This window comes from Tardiphaga sp. GW822-FHT04G09 (assembly GCF_058800725.1).
Genome location: NZ_JBXAMO010000016.1, coordinates 87,358 through 109,285 on the forward strand (window position 1 = coordinate 87,358; position 21,928 = coordinate 109,285).

Below are 21,928 nucleotides of genomic sequence, written 5' to 3' on the forward strand. Positions count from 1 at the left end.
TGATCGCCAGGGCGGTTACTGCGCGGCGCAGTCCTTGGCGTAATGATCGCCATAGTTCGAGAACACCTTCTCGACGATCTCGGTCTGGAACTTGCCGTCAGCGCGCTTGGCGACCTTGGTCAGGAAGAAGTCCTGAACGGGATAGCCGTTGTTGCTGAACTTGAAGCTGCCGCGGATCGACGGGAAGTCAGCCTTCTTCATGGCTGCAGCCACCTTGGCCTTGTCCGAGAGGTCGCCCTTCACGGCAGTGACGGCGCTGTTGATCAGCATCGCCGCGTCATAGGACTGGAAGGCGTACGTCGCCGGCACGCTGTTATAGGCCTTCTCGTATTCCGCCACGAACTTCTTGTTCTGCGGTGTATCGAGATTGGGCGCCCAGTTCGAGCCGCCGAACATGCCGATCGCGGCGTCCTGCTGAGCGGGCAGCGTCGATTCATCGACGGTGAAGGTCGACAGGAACGGGATGCGGTCGAGCAGGCCGGCCTGCTTGTACTGCTTGACGAGGTTCACGCCCATGCCGCCCGGCATGAAGGTAAGCACGGCGTCAGGCTTCATCGATGCGATCTTCGAGAGTTCGGCCTGGAAGTCGAGCGTGCCGAGCGGGATAAAGGATTCCTCAACGATCTCGCCCTTGAAGTCCATCTTCACGCCGGCGACGAAGTCCTTGCCGGCCTGATAGTTCGGGGTCATCAGGTAGATCTTCTTGTAGCCGCGCTTCTGGGCCACGTTACCGAGGATCTGGTGGATCTGGTCGTTCTGATACGACGTCACATAGAAGTACGGATTGCACTCCTTGCCGGCGTAGCTCGACGGGCCGGCATTCGGCGAGATCAGGAAGGTCTTGTTCTCGGTGACCGGCTTGTGGATCGCGCCCAGGATGTTGGAGAAGATCGGACCGACCACGAAGTCGACCTTGTCGCGCTCCAGAAGGCCCTTGACCTTGGTGACAGCGACGTCGGGCTTGAGTTCGTCATCGACGACGATGACCTCGACATCCTTGCCGCCCATCTTGCCGCCTAGATCCTTGACCGCGAGATTGAAGCCGTCGCGGGCCTGCTGGCCGAGCACGGCACCGGCGCCCGACAGCGACACGATCACGCCGACCTTGATCTTCTCCTGAGCCAGAGCCGGCAGAGCGGAGACGCTCATCAGGGCGGCCAAACCGGCCAGTTTGAAAGACTGCTTCATCAACTTCTCCTCCACTCGGCCGCGACAGGCAGCCGAAAAATGCGCCAACCCAAATTTTGTTCTTTTGCCCAGCTTATGCTCACCACGGCGGCAGCCGCAAGCAGCGTGAAGTGATCTGCAGGCTCAAGAAATCAGTCGATTTGGCCATGCAAACCGCAGGCCAATTTATTTGAACCTTAAAGAAATATTCAAAATCGGCGGCAGTCAGGGCTGCGGCGTTTTGGCTTGCGGTCGGGCGGAAATTCCTTGAAGGTCAAAGGATCGGTGCCGGGGCGGTACGAGATTGTGGATTGCCGGTCTCGTGGCCGCCGCGAGAGCTCCAAGCAGGTAAGATTGCATCATGATTCTCGATTCCGAGACCAAGGCCGTCGAACTTCCCGATGATCACGGTGACGAGCTGCGCCTGTGGCTCCGGCTCCTGACCTGCACCACTCTGATCGAGGGCGAGGTCCGCGGCCGCCTGCGCGAGCGCTTCGACGTTACGCTGCCGCGCTTCGACCTGATGGCCCAGCTCGACAAGGTGCCCGACGGTATGACCCTGTCGGATGTCTCGAAGCGCATGATGGTCTCGAACGGCAACGTCACCGGCCTGGTCGAGCGCCTCGTGGAATCCGGCCACGTCGATCGCCGCACCTCCGACACCGATCGCCGGGTGCAGGTGATCCGGCTCACCAAACTTGGCCGCGCCGAATTCCGCAAGATGGCTGAAGAACACGAGACCTGGATCGCCGAAATCTTCACCGATCTGGCGCCGAAGGATGTTCGTGAGTTGATGCGGTTGCTCGCCAAGACCAAGGCCTCTGCGCAGAAGGCGGCGCAAAAGGCAGCCACCGGCAAGGCGCCATAAAACGCGACGCGGTGACTGCAGTGATCGATCTCGAAGCCGAATACAACAATCGCGCAAAAGTCCCGGAAAGCGCGGCGCTGATCGCCGGCTGGGCGCAGGATGCCAAGGCGTATCGCGACGGCGGCGTCGCCATGCGCGTCATCCCGTATGGCTCAGGAGCGCGGCATACGATCGATTTCTTTCCTGCCGAGGACAAGGGCCCGGTCGTCGTCTTCATTCATGGTGGTTACTGGCAGGCGCTGGATGCCTCGTTCTTCAGCCATCTGGCGCGCGGGCTGAATATCCACGGGATCAGCGTGGCGGTCCCCAGCTACGATTTGTGCCCGAATGTGTCGGTTGCCGACATCATCGCGCAGATGCGTACGGCAACGCGCGAGCTGGCCAAACTAGGCCGGCGGCTTGTCGTATCGGGCCATTCGGCGGGCGGTCATCTCGCCGCCTGCATGCTGGCGACGGACTGGCGCGCACTCGATTCCGCATTGCCGCAAGATCTCATTGCCGGCGCCTATGCGATCTCCGGATTGTTCGATCTGGCGCCGCTGGTGCCGACGTCCATCAACAATGCATTGCATTTGAACGGTACCAGCGCCCGTGAGGTCAGCCCGTTGTTCTGGCCAGTGCCTTCGCGTGGGTGTCTCGATGCGGTGGTCGGTGGCGACGAGGGCGTCGAATACTTGCGGCAGAGCCAAAGCATCGTCGATGCCTGGGGTGCCCATATTCCCGCGCGCTTCGAGGCGCTCCCCGGCGCAAATCATTTTACCGCCGTCGCGCCGCTAGCCGATCCGCAGTCCGCCATGGTGCTGCGGCTGAAGGCGCTGGCCACGCTTTAGGCGTGGTTGCCTAAACAAACTGCGCTAATCGACGTTGTCAGCCGAAAATTTCGGCGTGCCGCAAGACTCTGCAGTTGCGGAAAACTGTTTTAAGTCTAAAATGATATTTGGATGACGTTGCCGGGCATCTGACGTGACGGGAGCATTGCAATGGCCGCTGATACGCAGCTGACAAAGCCTTATACGGCGCATGTTGATACGTTCGCGCGGGACAACATGCCGCCGCCGGAGCAACTGCCGGAGTTTCTGTTCAACCGGCCCGAATTTCATTATCCGCCGCGCATCAATTGCGTTGTGCCGTTTCTCGATCGCTGGGTTGCCGAGGGGCGCGGCGATGCGCCGTGCATGATCGGCCTGAATGAGAGCTACACCTATCGTCAGCTCTATGAGCTCGTGAACAAGATCTGCAACGTGCTGGTGGGCAAGCTTGGGCTCGTCACCGGTGGCCGCGTGCTGCTGCGGTCGGCCAACAATCCGATGATGGTTGCGACCTATCTCGCGATCATCAAGGCCGGCGGTGTCTGTGTGTCGACCATGCCGCTGCTGCGTGCGAAGGAACTGTCCTATCCGCTGCAGAAGGCGAAGATCTCGCTGGCGCTCTGCGACAGCAAGCTCGCCGACGAGATGGAGAAGGCCAAGGCCGTCTCGCCAGAGCTGAAGCGCGTGGTTTATTGGGGCACCGGCGAAGCCGAACTCGATGCACTGATCGCCGAGGCGAGTCCGGAATTCACCGCGGTCGATACCGCCTCGGATGATATCTGCCTGATCGCCTTCACCTCGGGCACGACGGGCGATCCGAAGGGCACCATGCATTTCCATCGCGACATGCTCGCGGTATGCGACGGTTTTGCGCGCAATGTGCTGCGCGCCAGTCCGGAAGATCGCTTCATCGGCTCGGCTCCGCTGGCCTTCACGTTCGGTTTCGGTGGTGTGCTGTTCCCGCTGCATATTGGTGCATCTTTCGTGGTGCTTGAGAAGGCCGGTCCGGACGAGCTGCCACTTGCCGTCGCCAAGCATAAGGTCACGGTTTGCTTCACCGCACCGACCGCCTACCGGGCCATCCTCGGCAAGATTGATCAGTACGATCTCTCGACGCTGCGCAAATGCGTGTCGGCCGGCGAGACGCTGCCGAAGGGCACCTATGATGCATGGCTGAAGGCCACCGGCATCAAGCTGATGGACGGTATCGGCGGCACCGAAATGCTGCACATTTTCATCTGCGCCATCGAAGAAGAAATCCGTCCGGGCTCGACCGGCAAGCCGGTGCCCGGCTATGTCGCCAGGGTCGTTGACGACGAAGGCAACGAAGTGGCGCCCGGCACGCTCGGTCGCCTCGCCGTCAAAGGCCCTACTGGCTGCAAGTATCTCGCCGATCCGCGTCAGGTGAAATTCGTCCAGGATGGATGGAACATTACCGGCGACACCTTCGTGATGGATGATGACGGTTACTTCTGGTACCAGTCGCGCTCCGACGACATGATCGTGTCGGCGGGTTACAATATCGCTGGTCCCGACGTTGAAGCTGCCTTGCTCACCCACGAAGCGGTGGCCGATTGCGGCGTTGTCGGCTGCCCCGATGCCGATCGCGGCATGATCGTGAAGGCGTATGTCGTTCTCGCTGCCGGTCACGCTGCGAGCGACGCGCTGGCGACCGAGCTGCAGAACCACGTGAAGCGCGAGATCGCGCCTTACAAATATCCGCGCGCCATCGAATTCGTGACGCAGCTGCCCAAGACCGAGACCGGCAAGCTGAAGCGCTTTGCGCTTCGCCAGCAGGCCACCGCTGGCGCGTCACCGACTGTTGCCGCATAAGTATGAAGAGCTGTTTTTCAGAGAGGATTGTCTGGTGACTGCACCGAAGGGCCCGACATTGACCGTGGTGCCAAATGCGAAGGGGGATGCCGCAGCATCCGTTTCGCGCGCATTGCAGCCGAGTGGCTGGCCGAAGCCCAAAGGCTATGCCAACGGCATGACGGCAGATGGCCGCATTGTCGTCACAGGTGGCGTGATCGGCTGGGATGCCGAGGAGAAGCTGAAGCCGGATTTCATTTCGCAGGTTCGTCAGGCGCTACAGAACATTTCCGACATTCTCGCGGAAGGTGGCGCGAAGCCTGAGCATCTCGTGCGACTGACCTGGTACGTCGTCGACATGGAAGAATATCTCGGCAATCTGAAAGCGCTCGGTCAGGCCTATCGCGAGATCTTCGGACCGCATTATCCGGCGATGGCATTGGTGCAGGTCGTGCGTCTGGTTGAGCTCGCTGCGCGCGTCGAGATCGAAGCGACTGCGGTGGTGCCGCGTTAAGCGGCGCTACTTGGCCTCGATAAATTCTGTCGGGCTTTTGCCCGTCACTTGCCGGAACGCGTGCGAAAACGCCGAGAAGCTGGCATAGCCGAGATCGGCAGCGAGCTGCTTCACCGATGCGTTGCGGTTCATCGACAGTCGTTGGATCGCCTCTGCGACCCGCGCGCGCTGACACCAGCTCTTGAAGCTCAATTGCGTCTCTGCCGCAAACAACCGCGACAAAGTGCGCGCCGACGTGCCGACGGTGCGCGCCAGTGTTTCGATCTCGTGCGTTTGCGTCGGATCGGCCAGCACGATCTCCGCGGCACGGCGGCAGCGCGGCTCCTGCGGGAGCGGCATGAATGTCGCGGGATCGCCGGCCTGATGCAATTCGAGCATGGCAATCTCGATCAACAACTGATTGCGCGCGACGTCGTCGCGCCCATCGAATAGTGCCAGGATCGACTCGTGCAACAGGCGCGATACGCGAACCACGAACTCCGCTGCGAGATCGCTATTGCGTCGATCCCGCGCAAGCCAGTCCACGTTGAAATACAGCGAGCGCATCTCGATGTCGGCCAGAACGTCGATGGCGTGGGGCAGGTGGGCCGGCACCCAGACCGCGCGGTCCGGAGGCACCAGCCAGCGGCCCTTCGGGGTCGTCACCTGCATGGTGCCCGCAGCGGCGAACACGAGTTGCGCTTCGCGATGGGCGTGGGTGTCCAGCCGGATGCCCTTGGGGTAGCGCGTCGCCAGGATATGGACGCCGTCGGTAGCCGGGCGCCGCCGCTCGGATAAGTCCAGGATTGGCGGTTCTGCGACATTCATTGGCAACATCCCGTTAGAGCAAGCTCATATAACGGCATTCCAAGGTTGCCAAGGAATCGATTCATGAACGTCCCCAGCCGGGTCATCACCCTCGTTAATATCGCCCATTTCATCGACCATTACGCGATGCTGATCTTTGCGGCCGCTGTGCTCGTGATGGGGCCGACCATGAACATGACCTATACCGAGCTGCTGCCCTATGCGACGCCCGGCTTCATGGCTTTCGGAGCTGGATCGCTGGTCACCGGCTGGCTCGGCGATCGGTGGAGCCGCCGCCACATGATGGTGATCTTCTTCTACGGCATCGGCCTGTCCATGATGGCTGTGGGTCTGGTGCAGACGCCGCTGCAGCTCGGTGCAGCGCTGTTCTCGGTCGGTCTGTTCGCGTCGATCTATCATCCGGTTGGTACGGCGATGATCGTCTCCTATGCCGACAAGCTCGGCAGTGCCATGGGCATTAACGGGGTGTTCGGCAATTTCGGCGTGGCGTCTTCCGCACTGATCACCGGCGTACTCGGTCAGTTTCTCGGCTGGCGCTGGGCCTTCATCATTCCCGGCCTTGTGACCATCGCTGCGGGCGTCGTCTTCATGCGCGAGGTCGCGCACGAGGATCGCTCGGGCTTCAAACAGGCCGCGGCGCAGGCGCGTGTTGCAAAGTCCGACATGTGGCGCGTGATCCTTGCGCTGCTGGTCACGGTGGTCGCGATCTCCACTGTCTTCAACGCCATCACCGTCGCACTGCCAAAACTGTTTGCCGAGCGTCTGTCCGATATGACGGACAGCCCGGCATTGCTCGGCATCATTGCCGCTTGCGTCTACGTCTTTGGCGCGGCCACCCAGTACAACATCGGCAAGCTGATCGATAAGCACTCGCTGAGGGCGGTGAGCATTCCGTTGTCGCTGGTGCTCGCGCCGTTCCTGTATTTCGCAGCGTCGCAGTCGAATATCTCGCTGATTGTCGTCGCGATCGGAATCATCGTGGGTCTGTTCGGGCAGATCACCGTCAATGAGGCGATCGTCGGCAAGTATACAAGCGAGGAGTGGCGGTCGCGCGCTTATGCCGTGCGCTACTTCGTCGGCTTCACCGCGGCCGGTGCCTCGGTCGGCCTGGTCGCATGGTTGTACGAGCAGGGCGGCTTCATCATGATGCTGCACGCCTTTGCCGCCTTGTCGGCGCTGGTGATCGTCGCCGCACTGATTTTGCCGCGGGAGTTGCCGCCAGCAAAAGCGCCTGTGACGTAAAACCCCTCGCACTGGCGAGCAGTACGGGACCGTTCTAGTTGGGCGGTGACTGGCGCGGGCTGCTGTGTTGGCGGGCGCCTCGGTTTCGTACGCGCGCGTATCGCTGTCGCAACGCTGGAGATGATAGGGCTGCCCGCTGCGGCGCTAGCGGAGGCGGGACGGGCCAGCCGCGAGTCCAATTGATCCCGGACCAGGATGCCTGACTAATCCATAAACAAGGCCGGCACGAATGCCGGCCTTGATGCGTAGTATACCCGGTAAAAAATCGTGCCGTCGTCAATACACGGTCCGCCGAAGCGGTAATAGGAAACCGCTGTCATGCTGCTGGTGCAGCCGCTAAGCAATTGCCCAGCATCGACCTAGGTTATTCCTGCGACATCCGCGTCACCAATTCGGGTGAGGCGCCCGACTATTTGTATACAACGCCGGGTTTCAGGAATTGACGTGCACGAAGTCACGGAGCAACGGGTAAATCTCGTTGTTCCAACGGCGTCCGCTGAATACACCGTAATGGCCCACACCGGCCTGCATGTGATGGACTTTGCGATAGGCGCGGACGCCGGTGCATAGATCCTGGGCTGCCAAAGTCTGGCCGATCGAGCAGATATCGTCCTTCTCACCTTCGACGGTCATCAGCCCCATGCGCTTGATCGATGCGCAGTTCACGGTCCGGCCTTTGTAGGTCAGCTTGCCCTGCGGCAACAGATGCTCCTGAAACACGTCGCGGATGGTGTCGATATAGAACTCTCCCGGTAGATCCATCACGGCGAAATATTCGTCGTAGAACGTCTTGATGACGTCCGCCTTCTCGGTCTCGCCCTTGGCGAGATGATCGGCAAGATCGATATGCGATTTGATGTGCCGCTCGAGATTCATCGAGACGAATGCAGTCAACTGAATGAAGCCGGGATAGACTTGCCGGAACGCGCCTTTGCACTGGAACGGCACGTAGTTGATCATGTTCTCTTCAAACCACTTCAACGGCTTGCTCTTGGCGAAGTCGTTGACCTTGGTCGGCTGAATGCGCGTATCGATCGGGCCGGCCATCAGCGTCAGGCTTGCCGGGCGGGCCGGATGATTGTCCTCCGACATGATAGCTGCTGCAGCCAGCGCCGACACGGAGGGCTGGCAGATCGCGACCATATGCGAACGCGGGCCGAGCTCATTCATGAATGTGATCAGGTGTTCGGTATATTCGTCGAGACCGAACCTGCCCTGGTTGAGCGGGATATCTCGCGGATTGTGCCAGTCGGTGATATAGACGTCGTGATCCTGCAGTAGCGTTTTCACCGTGCCGCGCAACAGCGTCGCGAAATGTCCGGACATCGGCGCCACGAGCAATATGCGCGGCTGGGCCGGTGCGTTTTCTTTCTTGAAGTGGAGGAGCGAGCCGAATGGCGTCTTGAAGACCACTTCCTCGGTGACGTCATGCTCGCTGTTGCCGATCACCACCTTGCCGATATCGAATTCGGGCCGATGATAAGTGAGGGTGGAGCGCGAGATCAGCTCAAGCGCGGCCGCGAGGCGACCGAATAGTTTTTCCGATGTGCCGGCCGGGACGAGATTGAGATACTTCAATGCGGCAGACGCACCGGTGCGCCAAGGTGCTGTCAGATCCATATGGTTCTGGTAGGCCTGATACATCATTGACATCATCCGGAGCTATCCCTGCTTCGTTGCTATGCAATATTGAAGCCAGAGAAGAGTCAATTCGTCTGGAAAACTGGCATGTGGTTTGCTGAACAAAATCAGAGCAGCCCAAGCCGCGGGCAATGCTCCGATTCGGGCGTAAGGGGATCAAGTCATGGCCAAGGCGACACTTACACTGAGCAGCAAGAACTACTCGTCGTGGTCGTTGCGGGGGTGGTTGCTGACCAAGTTCTCCGGCCTCGACTTCGACGAGATCATCACCGCCCCGGACGATGCATCGGCCAAGGCGGAGATTCTCCTGCTGTCGTCGTCGATCCTGGTGCCGTGTCTGCGCCATGAGGGCGCGGTAGTTTGGGATACGTTGGCAATCGCCGAATATCTCAACGAAATCATGCCGGAAGCAGGACTTTTACCGCCCGATCGCATTATGCGGGCCCATTGCCGCTCGATTTCCGGCGAGATCCACTCAGGCTTTACGACGCTGCGGGCGTCATTGCCGGTCAACCTGAAGGGGCACTTTCCGAACTTCAAGATCTGGTCGAGGGCGCAAGCCGATATCGACCGCATCTGCACGATCTGGCGCGAGTGCCTCGCGAAGTCCGGTGGACCATTCCTGTTCGGCCAGCGCAGCATGGCCGACGCCATGTACGCGCCAGTGGTAACGCGCTTTATGACCTATGATGTGAAGCTCGACCCGCAGCTGTCGGCCTATGCGAATATGGTGATGAACCTGCCGGAAATGCAGGAATGGATTGCCGCGGCCAGGTTGGAGCCGGCCGATATCGAGGAGCTCGAGGTCGAATACTAGGCCTCGGGCGGCTTACAGATCGGGCAGGGCTTGCTCAACTTGTACCCAGAAATTGTAGGCCATCGCCGCGTCTCCGCGTGATTTGAGCCTCAAATCCGTCGCCGGGTATCTCAATTGGTATCAAAACGCCTGCGCGAACCGCTGGCGCGATTTTCGCATAGCAGCAATTTCTCGCGAGCCGCATTGCGTTGGCTGCCGATCGATTGCGCGCCAATCCCAGTTCGGTCCTCGGGTGTTTGTTTGAACACGTTGGAGGGTCCCATGAATGTACATGCTGCGATCGACCTCAAAGAGCCTGGGCTTACGCGCCCGTCTGGTGATCCTCTCCGCCTGAATCACGGGGATTTCGTAGCCATCGATCGCCACAAGGACACGACATACGAGGCAACCTATCGCCCGCAGGCGCTCTATAGCCGCGCCAATGAGGGCTTTCACGCCAACAACGAAACCTTCCTTCTCCATGAAGTGGCGACCAATCTGCCGATCTATCGCGAAGATACTGGCCCCACCGATTTCCATCTTCACCTGCCACCAGGCGGCTTCCAGCTCGTGCTGGTCACCTCGGGCATGTTCACCTTCGATTACGACGGGCGCTTCTATAATGTCGGCCCTGGCGCAGTGATGCTGCAAAGCGCGATCGTTCATCGTCAGCTGTTTTACACCTGGTCGGGATTGTCTACCGAGGAGAACCTGAAGACGCCGCAGACGGTCGTGCCCGATGCACTCTCCATGGGCTACTCCGGCAAGTTTCTCGAAGCCTTCGTGACCGATCCGACCACCTTCCCGAACCCGACGATCGTAGGCCCCGATCAGATCAACGAAGCCGAGACACCTCGTATGGCCTGGACTCACGCGATGCACGATCGCCCTGAAGATGGAGGCTTCTGGCTTCAGGATCCGCTGGCGCTGGATGCGCTCTTCAAGCCGCTGACTGACGGTGTCGTCAAATCGGCCATGCCTGTTTACGTGCGGGATATCGGAATCGAGATTCCGAGCGGTCATCTTGTTACGGGTCACATCATCGCAACCGACCCGCATGGCAAATCCCTCCTGCCGAAGAGCACCTCGGGAGTGGACGCCGCCTCTTTCGCAAAAGGCGAAGTCGTCATCTATCGCGTCATTCGCGGTACGGCCGAATTCGGGGATAGTGCGGGGAAGACATTCGAACTTGCGGCCGGTGATGTAGTGACGGCGGGCAAGAATTCGACCAGCCTCATCGGGATGAGCGAAAATACGCAAGTCCTCCGGCTGGGCCTTCTGAAGGGTATGGAGAAGCTCCGCAGCTGGACGCCGTCCCAACGAGACGAAATCGACGGCTTGGCGGCCAAGATCATCACACGGAAGGACATTCGCCCGCTGCGAACCGAAGGCAAGCCGGTCGGGTATCTATACGCGTAGACGCCGGCCGGCGCAGCGCGCCGCCGGCACTCCAAAACAGGGAAGCGGCCATCACGCCGTACGTGGCCGCCGCCATCCGACCACGCGTGCCTCGACCATGCTGCCGGTCTCGGCATTGCGCCATTCGCCATCGACGAACCGGCAAGCGAAGGGCAGCTGATAGGTGCCGCTGTGGTCCTCGCACAGCACTTGCACCGTCTGATGAGGCTCAGGATCACCCTGACCATCGAATTCAGCCAGCCGTCGTTCACGCGTCGCCATGAGATGCTCCGGTCCAAGGAACGGGCGGACATCTTCTTCGTTCCCATCACGCCTGGTTGACAGCCGGGGCCCAGAACCGCTTGGTCTGGCTGTATGACGGGAACGATGGGGGAAACGATGCGCGGCCGAACAATCCTTGCGATGACATTGCTGACTATTTTGGGCGCCGCCAAGGCGCAGGCGCAGGATGTGCCGGGAATCGAGATCTGCACGGTCGAAAAGACCATGGAGCGCCGGACCAGCTGCCTGCAAAGCAATGTCAATTTCCTGCAGCAGACGCTGGGCAAGCTGCGCCTGGATCAGCAACAGCGGCTGGATGCGGCCAATCGGCAGGTGGAAGCGCTGAAGGCGACGGTCGCAGCTCTGCAGAAGACGGTAGAGGACTTGCAGGCGGCGCAGAAGAAGCCAGCGCCGGCTGCGAAGGATGCTCCGGCCGCCGCGAAGGATGCGCCCGCGCCGGCGTCCAAGGACGCTGCGAAGTAGGCCGCGTTACTCGCTGCTCAGCACAGGCCCGAACAGTTCCCAACGCTCGCCCTTGAAGCGCATCATCTGCAATTGCTGCAGCGGGCTGTAGTCGGTGGGGCTTGTCTTGACGCGGGTGCCGGGCAGGAAGATGCCGACCTCATAATCGAGGCTGGTGGCCTGTTTCATCACGTTCTCCCGCGTGAGCGTATCACCGCAATGTTCGAGAATATGCGCCAGCGTGCGCGCGATGCCGAAGCCATACAGCGTGTAGATGTCGTTCTTGTCGCCGTCCGGATAATACTTGTCCATGAAGGCAAGCCATTCCTTGATGGTGGGATCATCCTTCCACTGTGGATCGGTAGGGTCCTTCATATAGGCCGCGCTGATCACGCCCTGCGCATTGTCGAAGCCAGCCGGTTTGATCACCGAGCCGACCGATTGCGACACATTGACCAGCATCTGCACTGGCTTCCAGTTCAGCTCGGCCACCTTCTTGATCGCCTGCGCGGCGAATTTCGGCGAGGCGATGTTCAGGAACACGTCGGGATTGGCGGTTCTGATCTGGACGATTTGCGAATCCACCGTGGGTGAGCTGGTCTCGAAGCTCGCCTGCACCGTGATCATCTTGTCGGCCTTGTCGCCGAGCCCCTCACGTACGCCGCTGAAATAGTCCTTTCCCATATCGTCGTTCTGGAACAGCACGCCGATCTTCGCATCGGGATGGTTCTTCAGGATCCATGCAGCCCAGATGCGCCCCTCATTGTGGTAGCTGGGCGACCAGCCCATGGTCCACGGGAAGTGCTTGGGGTCGGCCCATTTCGAGGCGCCGGACGATACGAAGAGATGCGGCACCTTCTTGATGTTCATGTATTTCTGGATCGCAGAATTGGTCGCGGTGCCCAGCGGGTTGAACAACAGCAATACTTCGTCGCTCTCAACCAGCTTGCGCGCCTGTTCCACCGTCTTCGGCGGCGAGTAGGCATCGTCATAGCTGATGAAATTGATCTTGCGGCCGTTGATGCCGCCTTGGTCGTTCAGCATCCTGAAATAGGCCGCTTCTGATTTTCCGATCGAGGCATAGGATGAAGCCGGCCCACTATAGGGCATGATGTTACCGACCTTGATCTCGGTATCACTGGCTCCCGGATCGTATTTCTTCTGTGCGTGAGATGGCGTGGCAAGCGCGCCGAGCATGAGCGCGGAAAGCGCGAGAGACGTCACGCGGGGCAGTGTCTTGAGCATCGTTTCCTCTGACGTTTTGTATGTCCGCGGTGTGGTCCATCTGGGTGGACATCGATCGCCACGACTTGCGCCGAGTATGCACGATTGAGGAGAGGGAGCCAGCAACGAGAGCGCGTGGCTCAGCGCGTGTGCGTCCCCTCTGGTGCCGGAGAGGGGACGCCGGAGCGTATCGCTTACGAGTTCTTCTCACCCGACATCAGCGGACCGAACAGCTCCCAGCTTTCGCCCTTGAACCGCTGCATCTGAAGCTGTTCCAGCGGGCTGAAGTCGGTCGGGCTGGTCTTGATCTTGGTGCCCGGCAGATAGATGCCGATCTCCATGTTGAGATTGGCGGCCTGCTTCATGATGTTCTCGCGGGTGAGGTCATCGCCGCATTGCTTGAGCACCTGGACGATGCCCTGCGACACGCCGTAGCCGAACACGGTAGCGCCGTCTTCCTTGTCGCCCTCGGGATAGTACCTGTCCATGAAGGCCGACCATTCCAGCATGCCGGGATCGTTCTTCCATGTCGGATCCTTGGGATCCTTCATGTAGGCCGCGCTGAGCACGTCCTGCGAGTTGGCATAGCCCGCGGGCTTCATCACGCTGCCCACCGATGCCGAGACATTGGTGACGATATGAACGGGCTTCCAGCCCATCTCGCCGACCTTCTTGATGGCCTGTGCAGCGAATTTCGGCGTGGCGATGTTGATGAAGACGTCGGGGTTGGCTGCCTTGATCTGCACGATCTGCGAATCCACCGTCGGCGACGCGGTCTCGTAAGGTACTTCACTGACGATGTAGTCCTTGGCCTTGTCGCCGAACCCCTCGTGCAGTCCGATGATGTAATCCTTGCCGAAGTCGTCATTGGCGTAGAGCACGCCGACTTTCTTGCCGGGATGATTCTTCATGATGTATTGCGCGTAGATGCGCGCCTCGGCCTGGTAGCTCGGCTGCCAGCCCATGGTCCACGGGAAGTTCTTCGGATCGGCCCATTTCGCGGCGCCCGTGGAGACGAACAGCTGCGGCACCTTCTTGGTGTTCATGTATTTTTGGATTGCCGTATTTCCCGGCGTGCCCAGCGGGTTCATGATGAACAGCACTTCGTCATTCTCGACCAGTTTGCGCGCTTGCTCCACTGTCTTCGGCGGGCTGTAGCCGTCGTCATAGCTGATGAAGGTGATCTTGCGGCCATTGATGCCGCCTTTCTCGTTGATCATCTTGAAATAGGCAGCCTCGGTTTTTCCGATGGTCGCATAGGAGGAAGCCGGGCCGCTATACGGCATGATGTTGCCGATCTTGATTTCGGTGTCGGTGGCGCCGGTGTCGTATTTCTTCTGGGCATGGCTCGCAGTGGATGTAAGGGCGACGACAACGCTGGCGAGCAAAGTTGCGCGCAGAAATTTCCAGTCATGCTGCATGGTCAAGTGTCCTCCCTGTGGTTCGATCAACCGCATCGGCCCGTCTACGCAGGTTTTATGATGCGGCTCGAATGCCGGGAGTATGCACCAAGCCTTGAAGTTGGAAAGCTGGCTCAATCAGTAAAGCATGACGCGGCGCACAACGCCGCGTCATATGTTTGTGCGTCGCGCTCAGTTGCCGGTGAATTTGGCTGGGCGCTTCTCAAGAAACGACGCCATGCCTTCGCGGAAATCCGCTGTGCGAAACAGCGGCAGCAACTGCAGGAACACGTGATGGACGTGGTCGCCAAAGCTCTCGGACAGACCGGAGCGCATCATGCGTTTGGCTGCCTGCACTGCGAGGGGCGCATTGGCGGCGATCTCAGCCGCGACGGCATTGGCGCGTGTCATCAATTCGGCATCGGGCACCACCTCGTTGGCGAGGCCCATCGCGAGACTCTCGCGTGCTGACAGTGTGCGGCCGGTGAAGATCAGTTCGGCTGCCTTCGCCCAGCCGATCATGCGTGGGAGAAACCAGGTACCGCCGGATTCCGGCACCACGCCGCGCTTGACGAAGGCGGCCGCGAATTTTGCGCTCTCTGCCATGATGCGCATGTCGCAGCCGAGTGCGACGTCCATGCCATAGCCGGCGGCAGCACCATTCATGGCGCAGATCGTCGGCTTCTCCATGTTGAACATCACGATCGGAGGCGCGGTCTTGAGGTCGAGCGTGGTGCGGCTGTTGTTGGCGTCGTTGGCGGAGCCGATGCCGGTGCCCTTGGTGGCGCTGGCCATGTCGAGCCCGGCGCAGAAGGCGCGACCGGCGGCGGTCAGGATAACCACGCGCACGTCCGTATCGGCGTCCGCTTTCAGGAACATCTCGCTGAGCTGCGACAGCATCTTGCGTGAGATCGTGTTCAACCGTTGCGGGCGGTTGAGCGTGACGGTCGCGATGCCATCGGCGACAGAGTAGAGCACTTCGTCATCGGCTTCAGGCGCAGCTGCGGTGTCGGTCGGCATCGTGTTTCCTCAGGCTTTTCGCGTTATCATTGGTTGCAGCTAAAGCCGAATGGAAATTCCACGCAAGTGGCCATGCATTTGCGCGGCTTGGCAGCGCGGGACATGTTTGCTCTACTTTGGTCACGCTGCGTCACCCGCCAAAGGCGCCACAACAAACCAAGAAAATGTCAGGGAGTTTCCATGTCCAGCCCCAACATCCGTGTCCTCGCCACCGATCTCGCATTTCCCGAAGGCCCGGTGGTGATGCCGGACGGCTCCGTCGTCCTGGTTGAAATCCGCGCGCAGCAACTGACGCGGGTCTGGCCCGATGGCCGCAAGGAAGTGGTGGCGAAAATTCCCGGCGGCCCGAATGGCGCCGCGCTCGGCCCGGACGGCAAGATGTATCTCTGCAACAATGGCGGTTTCAGCTGGGCGCCGTCGCGCGGGGCCATCATGCCCGGCGCGCCGGAGCCGCACGAATATATCGGTGGCTCGATCCAGCGCGTCGATCTTTCCACCGGCAAGGTCGAAACCCTGTTCGACAAATGCGGCGCACATCCGTTGAAGGGGCCGAACGACCTGGTGTTCGACAAGCAGGGCGGGCTCTGGTTCACCGATCTCGGCAAACGGCGGCACCGCGACATGGATGTCGGCGCGTTCTATTACATGAAGCCGGGTGCCACGGAGGTGGTCGAAGGCCATTTCGGCATGCTGCCGGCCAACGGCATCGGTCTGTCGCCCGATGAGAAGACCGTCTATGTGGCCGAGACGCCGACCGCGCGGCTGTGGGCCTTTGATATTGGCGCACCCGGCGAGGTGAAGCCGGCTGACGTGATCTATCGCGGCGAGCGTGGCCGTCCCATCGCGGGCCTCGGCGGTTATCAGATGTTCGATTCTCTCGCGGTCGAAGCCTCCGGCAATGTCTGCGTTGCAACGCTGGTCAGCGGATGCATCTCGGTGATTGCGCCAGATGGAAAATTGGTGGAACAGATACAAACCGGCGACCGCGTCACCACGAATATCGCATTCGGCGGACCCGAGTTGAAGACGGCCTACATCACGCTGTCGGGCAAGGGTGAGCTGATCGCCATGGACTGGCCGCGCGGTGGATTGCCGCTCAACTTCCTCAATAAGTAGAACGAAGGATCATCGATGCCGTGGCTTGAACCTGTAACGCTCTCTGGCCCTCACGCCCGGCTCGAACCCCTTGCGAAAGATCACTGCGATGGCCTGATCGAGGCCGCCCGGTCAGGCGACCTCTCGAAGATCTGGTACACGGCGATCCCGACGCCCGACAAGATGAGCGCCGAGATCGACCGTCGGCTGGCTCTGCAGGCATCAGGCGCGATGCTGCCATTCACGGTGAAGGATGCCGATGGCAAGATCGCCGGCATGACCACTTACATGAATGTCGATGCCGCCAACCGCCGGGTCGAGATCGGCTCGACCTGGTACGGCAAATGGGTCCAGCGCACCGCGCTCAACACGCAATGCAAGTTGCTGTTGCTCGGCCATGCTTTCGAGAAGCTGGATTGCATCGCGGTGGAATTCCGCACGCACTTCTTCAACCACCAGTCCCGCCGCGCCATCGAGCGCCTCGGGGCCAAGCAGGACGGTATCCTGCGCAACCACCAGATCGCGCCGAACGGCACGCTGCGCGATACGGTTGTCTACAGCATCATCCCCGGCGAATGGCCGACGGTGAAGGCGCATCTGACCTATCAGCTGGATGAGAAGCCGCGTTAGTAGAGTGCACTCCGGCGTCGGGATCTGTTCGCTGAACAGCACGCGATAGATGATCGGCGCCACCACATGGTCGATGACCTCGTCGATATCGAACGGCGTCTCGCCGCGTGCCTTGGCGCGCGCGTTGATGGTGGTGAGGTGATCGCAGGTGAAGCCGGCACAGGCGCCGGGCAGGCCCTGGCGCGACGTCGACAATACGTCCCGCATCAGCGCCTGGCCGACGGGGGACGACATCTCTTCGGCATATTGCTCGATGAAAGCGCGCAGGTCGCTTTCGACCGCACCGGTGTCGTCGGGATCGGCGATCGGCCGCAGTCGCGCCACGGCGACGTCGGCAAGCAGCGCGGACAGATCGCCCCAGCGCCGATAAATGGTCGAAGGTGTCACGCCAGCCTCGGCAGCGATCTGCGGCACGGTGATCTGGTTTCGGGTGGAAAGTGCCCCCAATTTGCGGACAGCATCATGCACAGCGCTCTGTATCCGCGCGCTGCGTCCACCGATCCGGACCCGTTCCTTCACTGTCACGTCATTCTCCGGCAATCGCAGCATGCACAAGAAACCCGAGATTCTTAACGCAAAATATTTGCATTAAGGCCTGGGCCAACCTAGATGCCTAATGCAATTATTTAGCTTTTAGGAACGAGCCATGCAAGGCAGCGCCGAAAAGACCTGTGTTTCCAATGCTCAAGCTCTGCCCGGCAGAGCCGGTTGGGTGCTGAAACCGTCCGCCATGACGGCCTTCAGTTTCGTCGGGGCCGCGCTGGTCGCGGCCAGCAGCAGCGCCGTCACGCCGCTATACCGGCTCTACCAGCAGTCCATGCACCTCTCGCCGCTGATGATCACGCTGGTGTTCGCGGTCTACGCGATCAGCCTGCTGGCAGCGTTGCTGACGGTCGGTGGCCTGTCGGATTATGTCGGGCGCCGTCCGGTCATTCTCGGCGGTCTGTTGCTGAATGCGATCGCGATGATCCTGTTCTCCTATGCCAGTGACGTCGGGCAACTGATCCTGGCGCGGGCGGTGCAGGGCCTGTGCGTCGGCACGGCGACCACCGCGCTCGGCGCGGCAATCCTCGACACCGACCGCAAGCGTGGACCCTTGCTTAACAGTGTCACCGCCTTTCTTGGCCTGATGGTCGGCGCACTCGGTGCGGCGGCGCTGGTAACTTTCGCGCCTGATCCGCTGCATCTCGTCTACGAGGTGCTGTTCGGACTGACGGCCCTGATGATGGTGCTGCTGTTCGTGATGCCCGAGACCGTTTCGCGCAAGACTGGCGCGCTCGCATCGCTGCGGCCGAATGTGCGCGTGCCCAGCCAGTCGCGGGCCGCGCTGTTGCGTGTCGCGCCGGCCACGACCGCTACCTGGGCGCTGGGTGGCTTCTATCTGTCGCTGATGCCAACCGTGGTGGCGACGACCATGGGCGTGAGCGCGCCGTGGGTCGGCGGCGTCGTCGTAGCGACGCTCATGCTGTCCGCAGCGCTGACCGTTGGTGCTCTCCGACAGTTGCCGGCGCGGCGGCTGCTGTTGCTGGGCACTGCCGCACTCTCGCTGGGTGTTGCCGTCTCGCTGCTCGGCATCTGGCAGCACAGCGTGGCCGCTTTGTTTGTCGGTGCTGTAATCGCGGGGTTTGGTTTCGGTGCGTCATTCGCCGGTTCGCTGAGCACCTTGCTGCCGACGGCCGAAGCGCATCAACGCGCCGGCCTGCTGGCGACGTTCTATGTGCTGTCCTATCTGGCATTCAGCCTGCCGGCGCTGGCTGCCGGCTTGACGGTGCCATATGCCGGACTGGATGTCGTCGCCTATGTTTATGGCGCGATCGTCATCCTGCTCGCCATCGTTTCGATGATCGCATCGCTGCGCAGTGCGCGCTGACGCTCAGCTAGCGTCAGGCTGATACAGCGTATCCACGGTCACCGTGCCGACGACACGCGAGACGCACGGGCAGATCTTTGCATTGCCCTGTTTCTGGTGGTCGCTGAAGAACACATCGCGATGATCGATCTCGCCGTCGACGGCGACAACATCGATGGCGCAGACGCCGCATTCGCCGCGCTGGCAATCCGACATCACCTCATGTCCGGCATCATTCAGCGCGTCGAGCATCGAGCGGTTCTGCGGCACAACGATCTCGGCGCCGGAGCCTTTCAGTCGCACGCGGAATTCCGCAGTTGGCAACAGGCCGCTTGACCCGAAGGTCTCGTAGCGCAGGTCGGCCGGTGCACGGCCTGCGCTGTTCCAGGCATGCCGCGCGGCTTCCAGCATCCGCATTGGGCCGCACATGATCGCGATGGCGTCGGCGGGGAGGGCGCCAAATGTGGCATCGAGGTCCAGTCGCGCAGCTTCATCGCTGGCGTGAACGCTTAATCGATCGCCCAGCAGCGCACCCATCTCGTCGAGATATGCGGCGTCCTGGCGGGACCGGACGGCATAATGCAGACGCACGTCGACAGATCGCTTGCGCAGCGCATGGGCAATGCCGGTGATTGGCGTGATGCCGATGCCGCCGGCGATCAGGCAATAGGTCTTGCGGGCCCAATCGATGTCGAACAGCGACGATGGGCTGGAGATTTCCAGCCGTCCACCAGGCTGCAATGGCCACATCGCCTGCGAGCCGCCGCGGCTATCTGGGGCCAGCCGTACAGCGATGCGCAGCGTGTCACTCGCGCGTTCGCCGACCAGCGAATAGGACCGCGTCTGCGGTTGCCCGTCGATCAGGAGATTGACGTTGATGTGGCTGCCCGGCGGATAGGGCGTCAACGGCACGTCCGGTCGCAGCGTGATCTCGCGGATGCCCCGCGTCACATCGCGGACGGCATCGACGCTGCACCACATCCAGTGTTCTGCAAAACGCATGATGTGTCTCCCTTAGTCCGTTTGCGCAGATGTCAGCAGCGCCAGCGCCGGCAGCAAATCGAGATGCGTGCGATTGCGCAAAGCGAGCCGCAGATTGCGCACGGCCAGCCGCGCATGTTCGCGCATCACGGCTTCGGCGCGGGCGCCCTCGCGGTTCTCGATAGCGTCGACGACGATGCGGTGATGCTCCTGCGCGATGAGGAGAATATTGTGCGCCTCCGGCAGCGCCGACTGTGCCATCACGAAGGCGCTCGGCGACGCGAAGGGCATTGCCGAGACACGATCGATCTGCCGGATCACCGGCGCGCTGCCGGAGAGATCGGTCAGCAGCGCATGGAAGCGCGCATTCATGGTGACATAGGCCGAGAAGGCCTCGACCGAGATCGGATCCTGCCGCACCAGCTGATCCAGATCGGACAGACATTCCTTGAGCGGCTCGAGATTGCGCGCGCTGGCACCGCGCTCGGCGGCGAAGCGCGCGGCGAGGCCTTCCAGCGTGCCGCGCAGCTCGATGGAATCGAGGATGTCGCGTTCGGAAAATGCCTTCACCATGAAGCCGCCGGACGGGATCGCCTGCAGCAGGCCTTCGTCTTCCAGGCGCACCAGTGCGAGGCGCACCGGCGTGCGCGACACGCTGGTGATCTCCACAGCCTGCAGCTCGCTGATGCGTTCGCCCGGGCGCAGCGTGCCGGACAGGATCATGTCGCGCAGGGCCAGCTGCGCGCGGACGGTCTGCGAGACGGAGCGTTCGGATTCGCTCACGGTCTCACTCCGCTGCCTGCAGTGTGGGCGACGTAGTTTCCTTCGCCACCATGCGGTCGATCACACGCCGGCACCACATGGCGCCGGCATCGATATTGAGATTGTAGAACACGCGGTCGGGATTCTCGTTCATCGCTTTCTGCTGCGCTTCGAGAATGATCTCGTCCTCGCGGAAAATACCCGCAACGCCTTCGCGGATTTCCGTTGTGATCTTCTGCTCGGTGATGCGGTGGTTGCGCACGAAGGCCCAGAAATAGTGGCAGGTGGTCTCGGTTTCCGGCGTCATGGTGTTGAGCACGAAGCCGTTGACGCCCTGCGAGCGATCGCCTTCCGGCGCGCCCGTGCCAGCGGGCGCCACGCCGACATCGATATTCACCGTGCTCGGCGCCTGGAAGTGGATGATCTGCCACCGATCGACCGGGCCGGGCTTGCGCAACTGCGCGGCCCAGAATGGCGGCGCCTCGATGCCCTTCATCCAGCGCGTCACCGTCACGGTCTTGTCGCCATGGGTGACATCGAACGGCGCTTCGGCGACGTCGTCCTGGCCGATACTGGAGCCGTGCACGAAGGTCTCGTGGGTGAGATCCATCAGATTGTCGACCACGAGGCGGTAGTCGCACTTCGCATGGATCGTCTTGCCGTCGCCGGCCCATAGCGGATCGTCGTTCCAGTGCATGTCCGGCACCAAAGCGGGATCGGCCAGCGCGGGGTCGCCCATCCACAGCCAGATGAAGCGATGCCGCTCGACCACGGGATAGGAGCGCACGCAGGCGGAGGGATTGATGGTCTCCTGCGAGGGCATGAAGGTGCAGCGACCCTGCGCATTGTATTTCAGCCCGTGATAGCCGCAGACCACCGTGTCGCCTTCCAGTCGGCCCTTGGAGAGCGGCACCAGCCGGTGCCAGCAGGCGTCTTCCAGCGCGCTGACGCCGCCATCGGAGCGTCGGTAGATCACCACATGCTTCCCGCAGATCGTGCGCGGGAACAGCTGGTGTTTGATGTCGGCGTCCCAAGCGGCGGCGTACCAGGCGTTCAGCGGGAATGAAGCGGGCATCGTATTCCTCCATGGCGCAATTCTTGAGTCCTGCCTGTATACAGGATCAGCGTTTGGAGGGACGATATCTCAAGAATTCGGGGATGAGAACTGA

The 21,928-nt window shown here is 61.2% G+C and carries 21 protein-coding genes and 1 pseudogene; 11 read left to right on the top strand and 11 right to left on the bottom strand.

The genetic code is table 11. From position 1 onward, the window contains the following. Nucleotides 1–15 precede the first annotated feature (15 nt). The gene (locus tag AC1RLZ_RS22955) at nucleotides 16–1,188 is read right to left on the bottom strand and encodes an ABC transporter substrate-binding protein (protein WP_493190469.1); all 1,173 of its coding nucleotides are present in this window, start codon (nucleotides 1,186–1,188) and stop codon (nucleotides 16–18) included. Between the two features lie 340 nt (nucleotides 1,189–1,528). On the opposite strand from AC1RLZ_RS22955, the gene AC1RLZ_RS22960 reads away from it, so the two are divergent. The 4 genes from AC1RLZ_RS22960 (at nucleotide 1,529) to AC1RLZ_RS22975 (ending at nucleotide 5,170) form a co-directional block, all read left to right on the top strand. After that, complete coding sequence (locus AC1RLZ_RS22960; protein WP_493190470.1) at nucleotides 1,529–2,035, top strand: MarR family winged helix-turn-helix transcriptional regulator; 507 nt, start codon at nucleotides 1,529–1,531, stop codon at nucleotides 2,033–2,035. A gap of 11 nt (nucleotides 2,036–2,046) precedes the next feature. Then, nucleotides 2,047–2,865 carry an alpha/beta hydrolase gene (locus AC1RLZ_RS22965; protein ID WP_493190471.1) on the top strand — a complete coding sequence of 273 codons (819 nt, stop codon included), beginning with the start codon at nucleotides 2,047–2,049 and terminating at the stop codon, nucleotides 2,863–2,865. Between the two features lie 144 nt (nucleotides 2,866–3,009). Beyond that, nucleotides 3,010–4,677: an AMP-binding protein gene (locus AC1RLZ_RS22970; RefSeq protein WP_493190512.1), complete on the top strand. Its 1,668-nt coding sequence runs from the start codon at nucleotides 3,010–3,012 to the stop codon at nucleotides 4,675–4,677. A gap of 34 nt (nucleotides 4,678–4,711) precedes the next feature. Beyond that, a complete protein-coding gene (locus AC1RLZ_RS22975; RefSeq protein WP_493190472.1) occupies nucleotides 4,712–5,170 on the top strand; it encodes a RidA family protein in 459 nt (152 codons plus the stop codon). A 6-nt stretch (nucleotides 5,171–5,176) separates the two neighbouring features. On the opposite strand, the gene AC1RLZ_RS22980 is transcribed toward AC1RLZ_RS22975, so the two are convergent. Beyond that, entirely contained in the window at nucleotides 5,177–5,977 is an 801-nt protein-coding gene (locus AC1RLZ_RS22980; protein WP_493190473.1) for an AraC family transcriptional regulator, read from the bottom strand. Nucleotides 5,978–6,040: 63 nt separating this feature from the next. Here AC1RLZ_RS22980 and AC1RLZ_RS22985 point away from each other — a divergent pair, with 63 nt between their 5' ends. Continuing rightward, a complete protein-coding gene (locus AC1RLZ_RS22985) occupies nucleotides 6,041–7,219 on the top strand; it encodes an MFS transporter (RefSeq protein ID WP_371420042.1) in 1,179 nt (392 codons plus the stop codon). A gap of 432 nt (nucleotides 7,220–7,651) precedes the next feature. Here AC1RLZ_RS22985 and AC1RLZ_RS22990 read toward each other — a convergent pair whose 3' ends face one another. After that, nucleotides 7,652–8,875 (bottom strand): polyhydroxyalkanoate depolymerase, encoded by a 1,224-nt coding sequence (locus tag AC1RLZ_RS22990; RefSeq protein WP_493190474.1) that lies wholly within the window; start codon nucleotides 8,873–8,875, stop codon nucleotides 7,652–7,654. 148 nt (nucleotides 8,876–9,023) lie between these two features. On the opposite strand from AC1RLZ_RS22990, the gene AC1RLZ_RS22995 reads away from it, so the two are divergent. Together AC1RLZ_RS22995 and AC1RLZ_RS23000 are read left to right on the top strand one after the other, a co-directional pair. Then, nucleotides 9,024–9,677, top strand: a complete 654-nt coding sequence (locus tag AC1RLZ_RS22995; RefSeq protein WP_371420040.1) for a glutathione S-transferase family protein — start codon at nucleotides 9,024–9,026, stop codon at nucleotides 9,675–9,677. 261 nt (nucleotides 9,678–9,938) lie between these two features. Next, entirely contained in the window at nucleotides 9,939–11,075 is a 1,137-nt protein-coding gene (locus AC1RLZ_RS23000) for a hypothetical protein (RefSeq protein ID WP_493190513.1), read from the top strand. 51 nt (nucleotides 11,076–11,126) lie between these two features. Here the strand turns inward: AC1RLZ_RS23000 and AC1RLZ_RS23005 are convergent, their stop codons facing one another. Further along, entirely contained in the window at nucleotides 11,127–11,336 is a 210-nt protein-coding gene (locus tag AC1RLZ_RS23005; protein WP_493190475.1) for a hypothetical protein, read from the bottom strand. Between the two features lie 117 nt (nucleotides 11,337–11,453). Between AC1RLZ_RS23005 and AC1RLZ_RS23010 the strand changes: the two genes are divergently transcribed. Next, entirely contained in the window at nucleotides 11,454–11,819 is a 366-nt protein-coding gene (locus AC1RLZ_RS23010; RefSeq protein WP_493190476.1) for a hypothetical protein, read from the top strand. A gap of 6 nt (nucleotides 11,820–11,825) precedes the next feature. Here AC1RLZ_RS23010 and AC1RLZ_RS23015 read toward each other — a convergent pair whose 3' ends face one another. The 3 genes from AC1RLZ_RS23015 to AC1RLZ_RS23025 all read right to left on the bottom strand — a co-directional run bounded on the left by AC1RLZ_RS23015 (nucleotide 11,826) and on the right by AC1RLZ_RS23025 (nucleotide 15,442). After that, nucleotides 11,826–13,031, bottom strand: a complete 1,206-nt coding sequence (locus AC1RLZ_RS23015) for an ABC transporter substrate-binding protein (protein ID WP_493190514.1) — start codon at nucleotides 13,029–13,031, stop codon at nucleotides 11,826–11,828. 185 nt (nucleotides 13,032–13,216) lie between these two features. Next, nucleotides 13,217–14,443, bottom strand: coding sequence for an ABC transporter substrate-binding protein (locus tag AC1RLZ_RS23020; protein ID WP_493190515.1), 1,227 nt, complete (start codon nucleotides 14,441–14,443; stop codon nucleotides 13,217–13,219). 171 nt (nucleotides 14,444–14,614) lie between these two features. Further along, a complete protein-coding gene (locus tag AC1RLZ_RS23025) occupies nucleotides 14,615–15,442 on the bottom strand; it encodes an enoyl-CoA hydratase/isomerase family protein (protein WP_493190477.1) in 828 nt (275 codons plus the stop codon). 180 nt (nucleotides 15,443–15,622) lie between these two features. Between AC1RLZ_RS23025 and AC1RLZ_RS23030 the strand changes: the two genes are divergently transcribed. Further along, on the top strand, nucleotides 15,623–16,558 hold the full coding sequence (locus AC1RLZ_RS23030; RefSeq protein ID WP_493190478.1) for an SMP-30/gluconolactonase/LRE family protein: 936 nt from the start codon (nucleotides 15,623–15,625) through the stop codon (nucleotides 16,556–16,558). A gap of 15 nt (nucleotides 16,559–16,573) precedes the next feature. After that, nucleotides 16,574–17,167, top strand: coding sequence for a GNAT family N-acetyltransferase (locus AC1RLZ_RS23035; protein ID WP_493190479.1), 594 nt, complete (start codon nucleotides 16,574–16,576; stop codon nucleotides 17,165–17,167). Here AC1RLZ_RS23035 and AC1RLZ_RS23040 read toward each other — a convergent pair. After that, nucleotides 17,153–17,692, bottom strand: a pseudogene (locus AC1RLZ_RS23040) (TetR/AcrR family transcriptional regulator); the annotation flags it as partial. The gene AC1RLZ_RS23035 and the pseudogene AC1RLZ_RS23040 overlap by 15 nt on opposite strands. Before the next feature lie 121 nt (nucleotides 17,693–17,813). Between AC1RLZ_RS23040 and AC1RLZ_RS23045 the strand changes: the two are divergent. Next, nucleotides 17,814–19,037, top strand: a complete 1,224-nt coding sequence (locus tag AC1RLZ_RS23045) for an MFS transporter (RefSeq protein WP_493190480.1) — start codon at nucleotides 17,814–17,816, stop codon at nucleotides 19,035–19,037. Between the two features lie 3 nt (nucleotides 19,038–19,040). On the opposite strand, the gene AC1RLZ_RS23050 is transcribed toward AC1RLZ_RS23045, so the two are convergent. The 3 genes from AC1RLZ_RS23050 to AC1RLZ_RS23060 are packed head-to-tail and all read right to left on the bottom strand — an operon-like array spanning nucleotide 19,041 to nucleotide 21,834. Further along, a complete protein-coding gene (locus AC1RLZ_RS23050) occupies nucleotides 19,041–20,018 on the bottom strand; it encodes a PDR/VanB family oxidoreductase (protein WP_493190481.1) in 978 nt (325 codons plus the stop codon). 12 nt (nucleotides 20,019–20,030) lie between these two features. Then, nucleotides 20,031–20,780, bottom strand: coding sequence for a GntR family transcriptional regulator (locus tag AC1RLZ_RS23055; RefSeq protein ID WP_493190482.1), 750 nt, complete (start codon nucleotides 20,778–20,780; stop codon nucleotides 20,031–20,033). 4 nt (nucleotides 20,781–20,784) lie between these two features. Next, entirely contained in the window at nucleotides 20,785–21,834 is a 1,050-nt protein-coding gene (locus AC1RLZ_RS23060) for an aromatic ring-hydroxylating dioxygenase subunit alpha (protein WP_493190483.1), read from the bottom strand. Nucleotides 21,835–21,928 lie beyond the last annotated feature (94 nt).

Excerpts from the sequence above, each read along its gene's own strand:
- AC1RLZ_RS22955 (WP_493190469.1), bottom strand. The coding sequence starts at position 1,188 with ATGAAGCAGTCTTTCAAACTGGCCGGTTTGGCCGCCCTGATGAGCGTC.
- AC1RLZ_RS22960 (WP_493190470.1), top strand. The coding sequence starts at position 1,529 with ATGATTCTCGATTCCGAGACCAAGGCCGTCGAACTTCCCGATGATCAC.
- AC1RLZ_RS22980 (WP_493190473.1), bottom strand. The coding sequence starts at position 5,977 with ATGAATGTCGCAGAACCGCCAATCCTGGACTTATCCGAGCGGCGGCGC.
- AC1RLZ_RS22985 (WP_371420042.1), top strand. The coding sequence starts at position 6,041 with ATGAACGTCCCCAGCCGGGTCATCACCCTCGTTAATATCGCCCATTTC.
- AC1RLZ_RS22990 (WP_493190474.1), bottom strand. The coding sequence starts at position 8,875 with ATGATGTCAATGATGTATCAGGCCTACCAGAACCATATGGATCTGACA.
- AC1RLZ_RS22995 (WP_371420040.1), top strand. The coding sequence starts at position 9,024 with ATGGCCAAGGCGACACTTACACTGAGCAGCAAGAACTACTCGTCGTGG.
- AC1RLZ_RS23000 (WP_493190513.1), top strand. The coding sequence starts at position 9,939 with ATGAATGTACATGCTGCGATCGACCTCAAAGAGCCTGGGCTTACGCGC.
- AC1RLZ_RS23005 (WP_493190475.1), bottom strand. The coding sequence starts at position 11,336 with ATGGCGACGCGTGAACGACGGCTGGCTGAATTCGATGGTCAGGGTGAT.
- AC1RLZ_RS23010 (WP_493190476.1), top strand. The coding sequence starts at position 11,454 with ATGCGCGGCCGAACAATCCTTGCGATGACATTGCTGACTATTTTGGGC.
- AC1RLZ_RS23020 (WP_493190515.1), bottom strand. The coding sequence starts at position 14,443 with ATGCAGCATGACTGGAAATTTCTGCGCGCAACTTTGCTCGCCAGCGTT.
- AC1RLZ_RS23025 (WP_493190477.1), bottom strand. The coding sequence starts at position 15,442 with ATGCCGACCGACACCGCAGCTGCGCCTGAAGCCGATGACGAAGTGCTC.
- AC1RLZ_RS23030 (WP_493190478.1), top strand. The coding sequence starts at position 15,623 with ATGTCCAGCCCCAACATCCGTGTCCTCGCCACCGATCTCGCATTTCCC.
- AC1RLZ_RS23035 (WP_493190479.1), top strand. The coding sequence starts at position 16,574 with ATGCCGTGGCTTGAACCTGTAACGCTCTCTGGCCCTCACGCCCGGCTC.
- AC1RLZ_RS23045 (WP_493190480.1), top strand. The coding sequence starts at position 17,814 with ATGCAAGGCAGCGCCGAAAAGACCTGTGTTTCCAATGCTCAAGCTCTG.
- AC1RLZ_RS23050 (WP_493190481.1), bottom strand. The coding sequence starts at position 20,018 with ATGCGTTTTGCAGAACACTGGATGTGGTGCAGCGTCGATGCCGTCCGC.
- AC1RLZ_RS23060 (WP_493190483.1), bottom strand. The coding sequence starts at position 21,834 with ATGCCCGCTTCATTCCCGCTGAACGCCTGGTACGCCGCCGCTTGGGAC.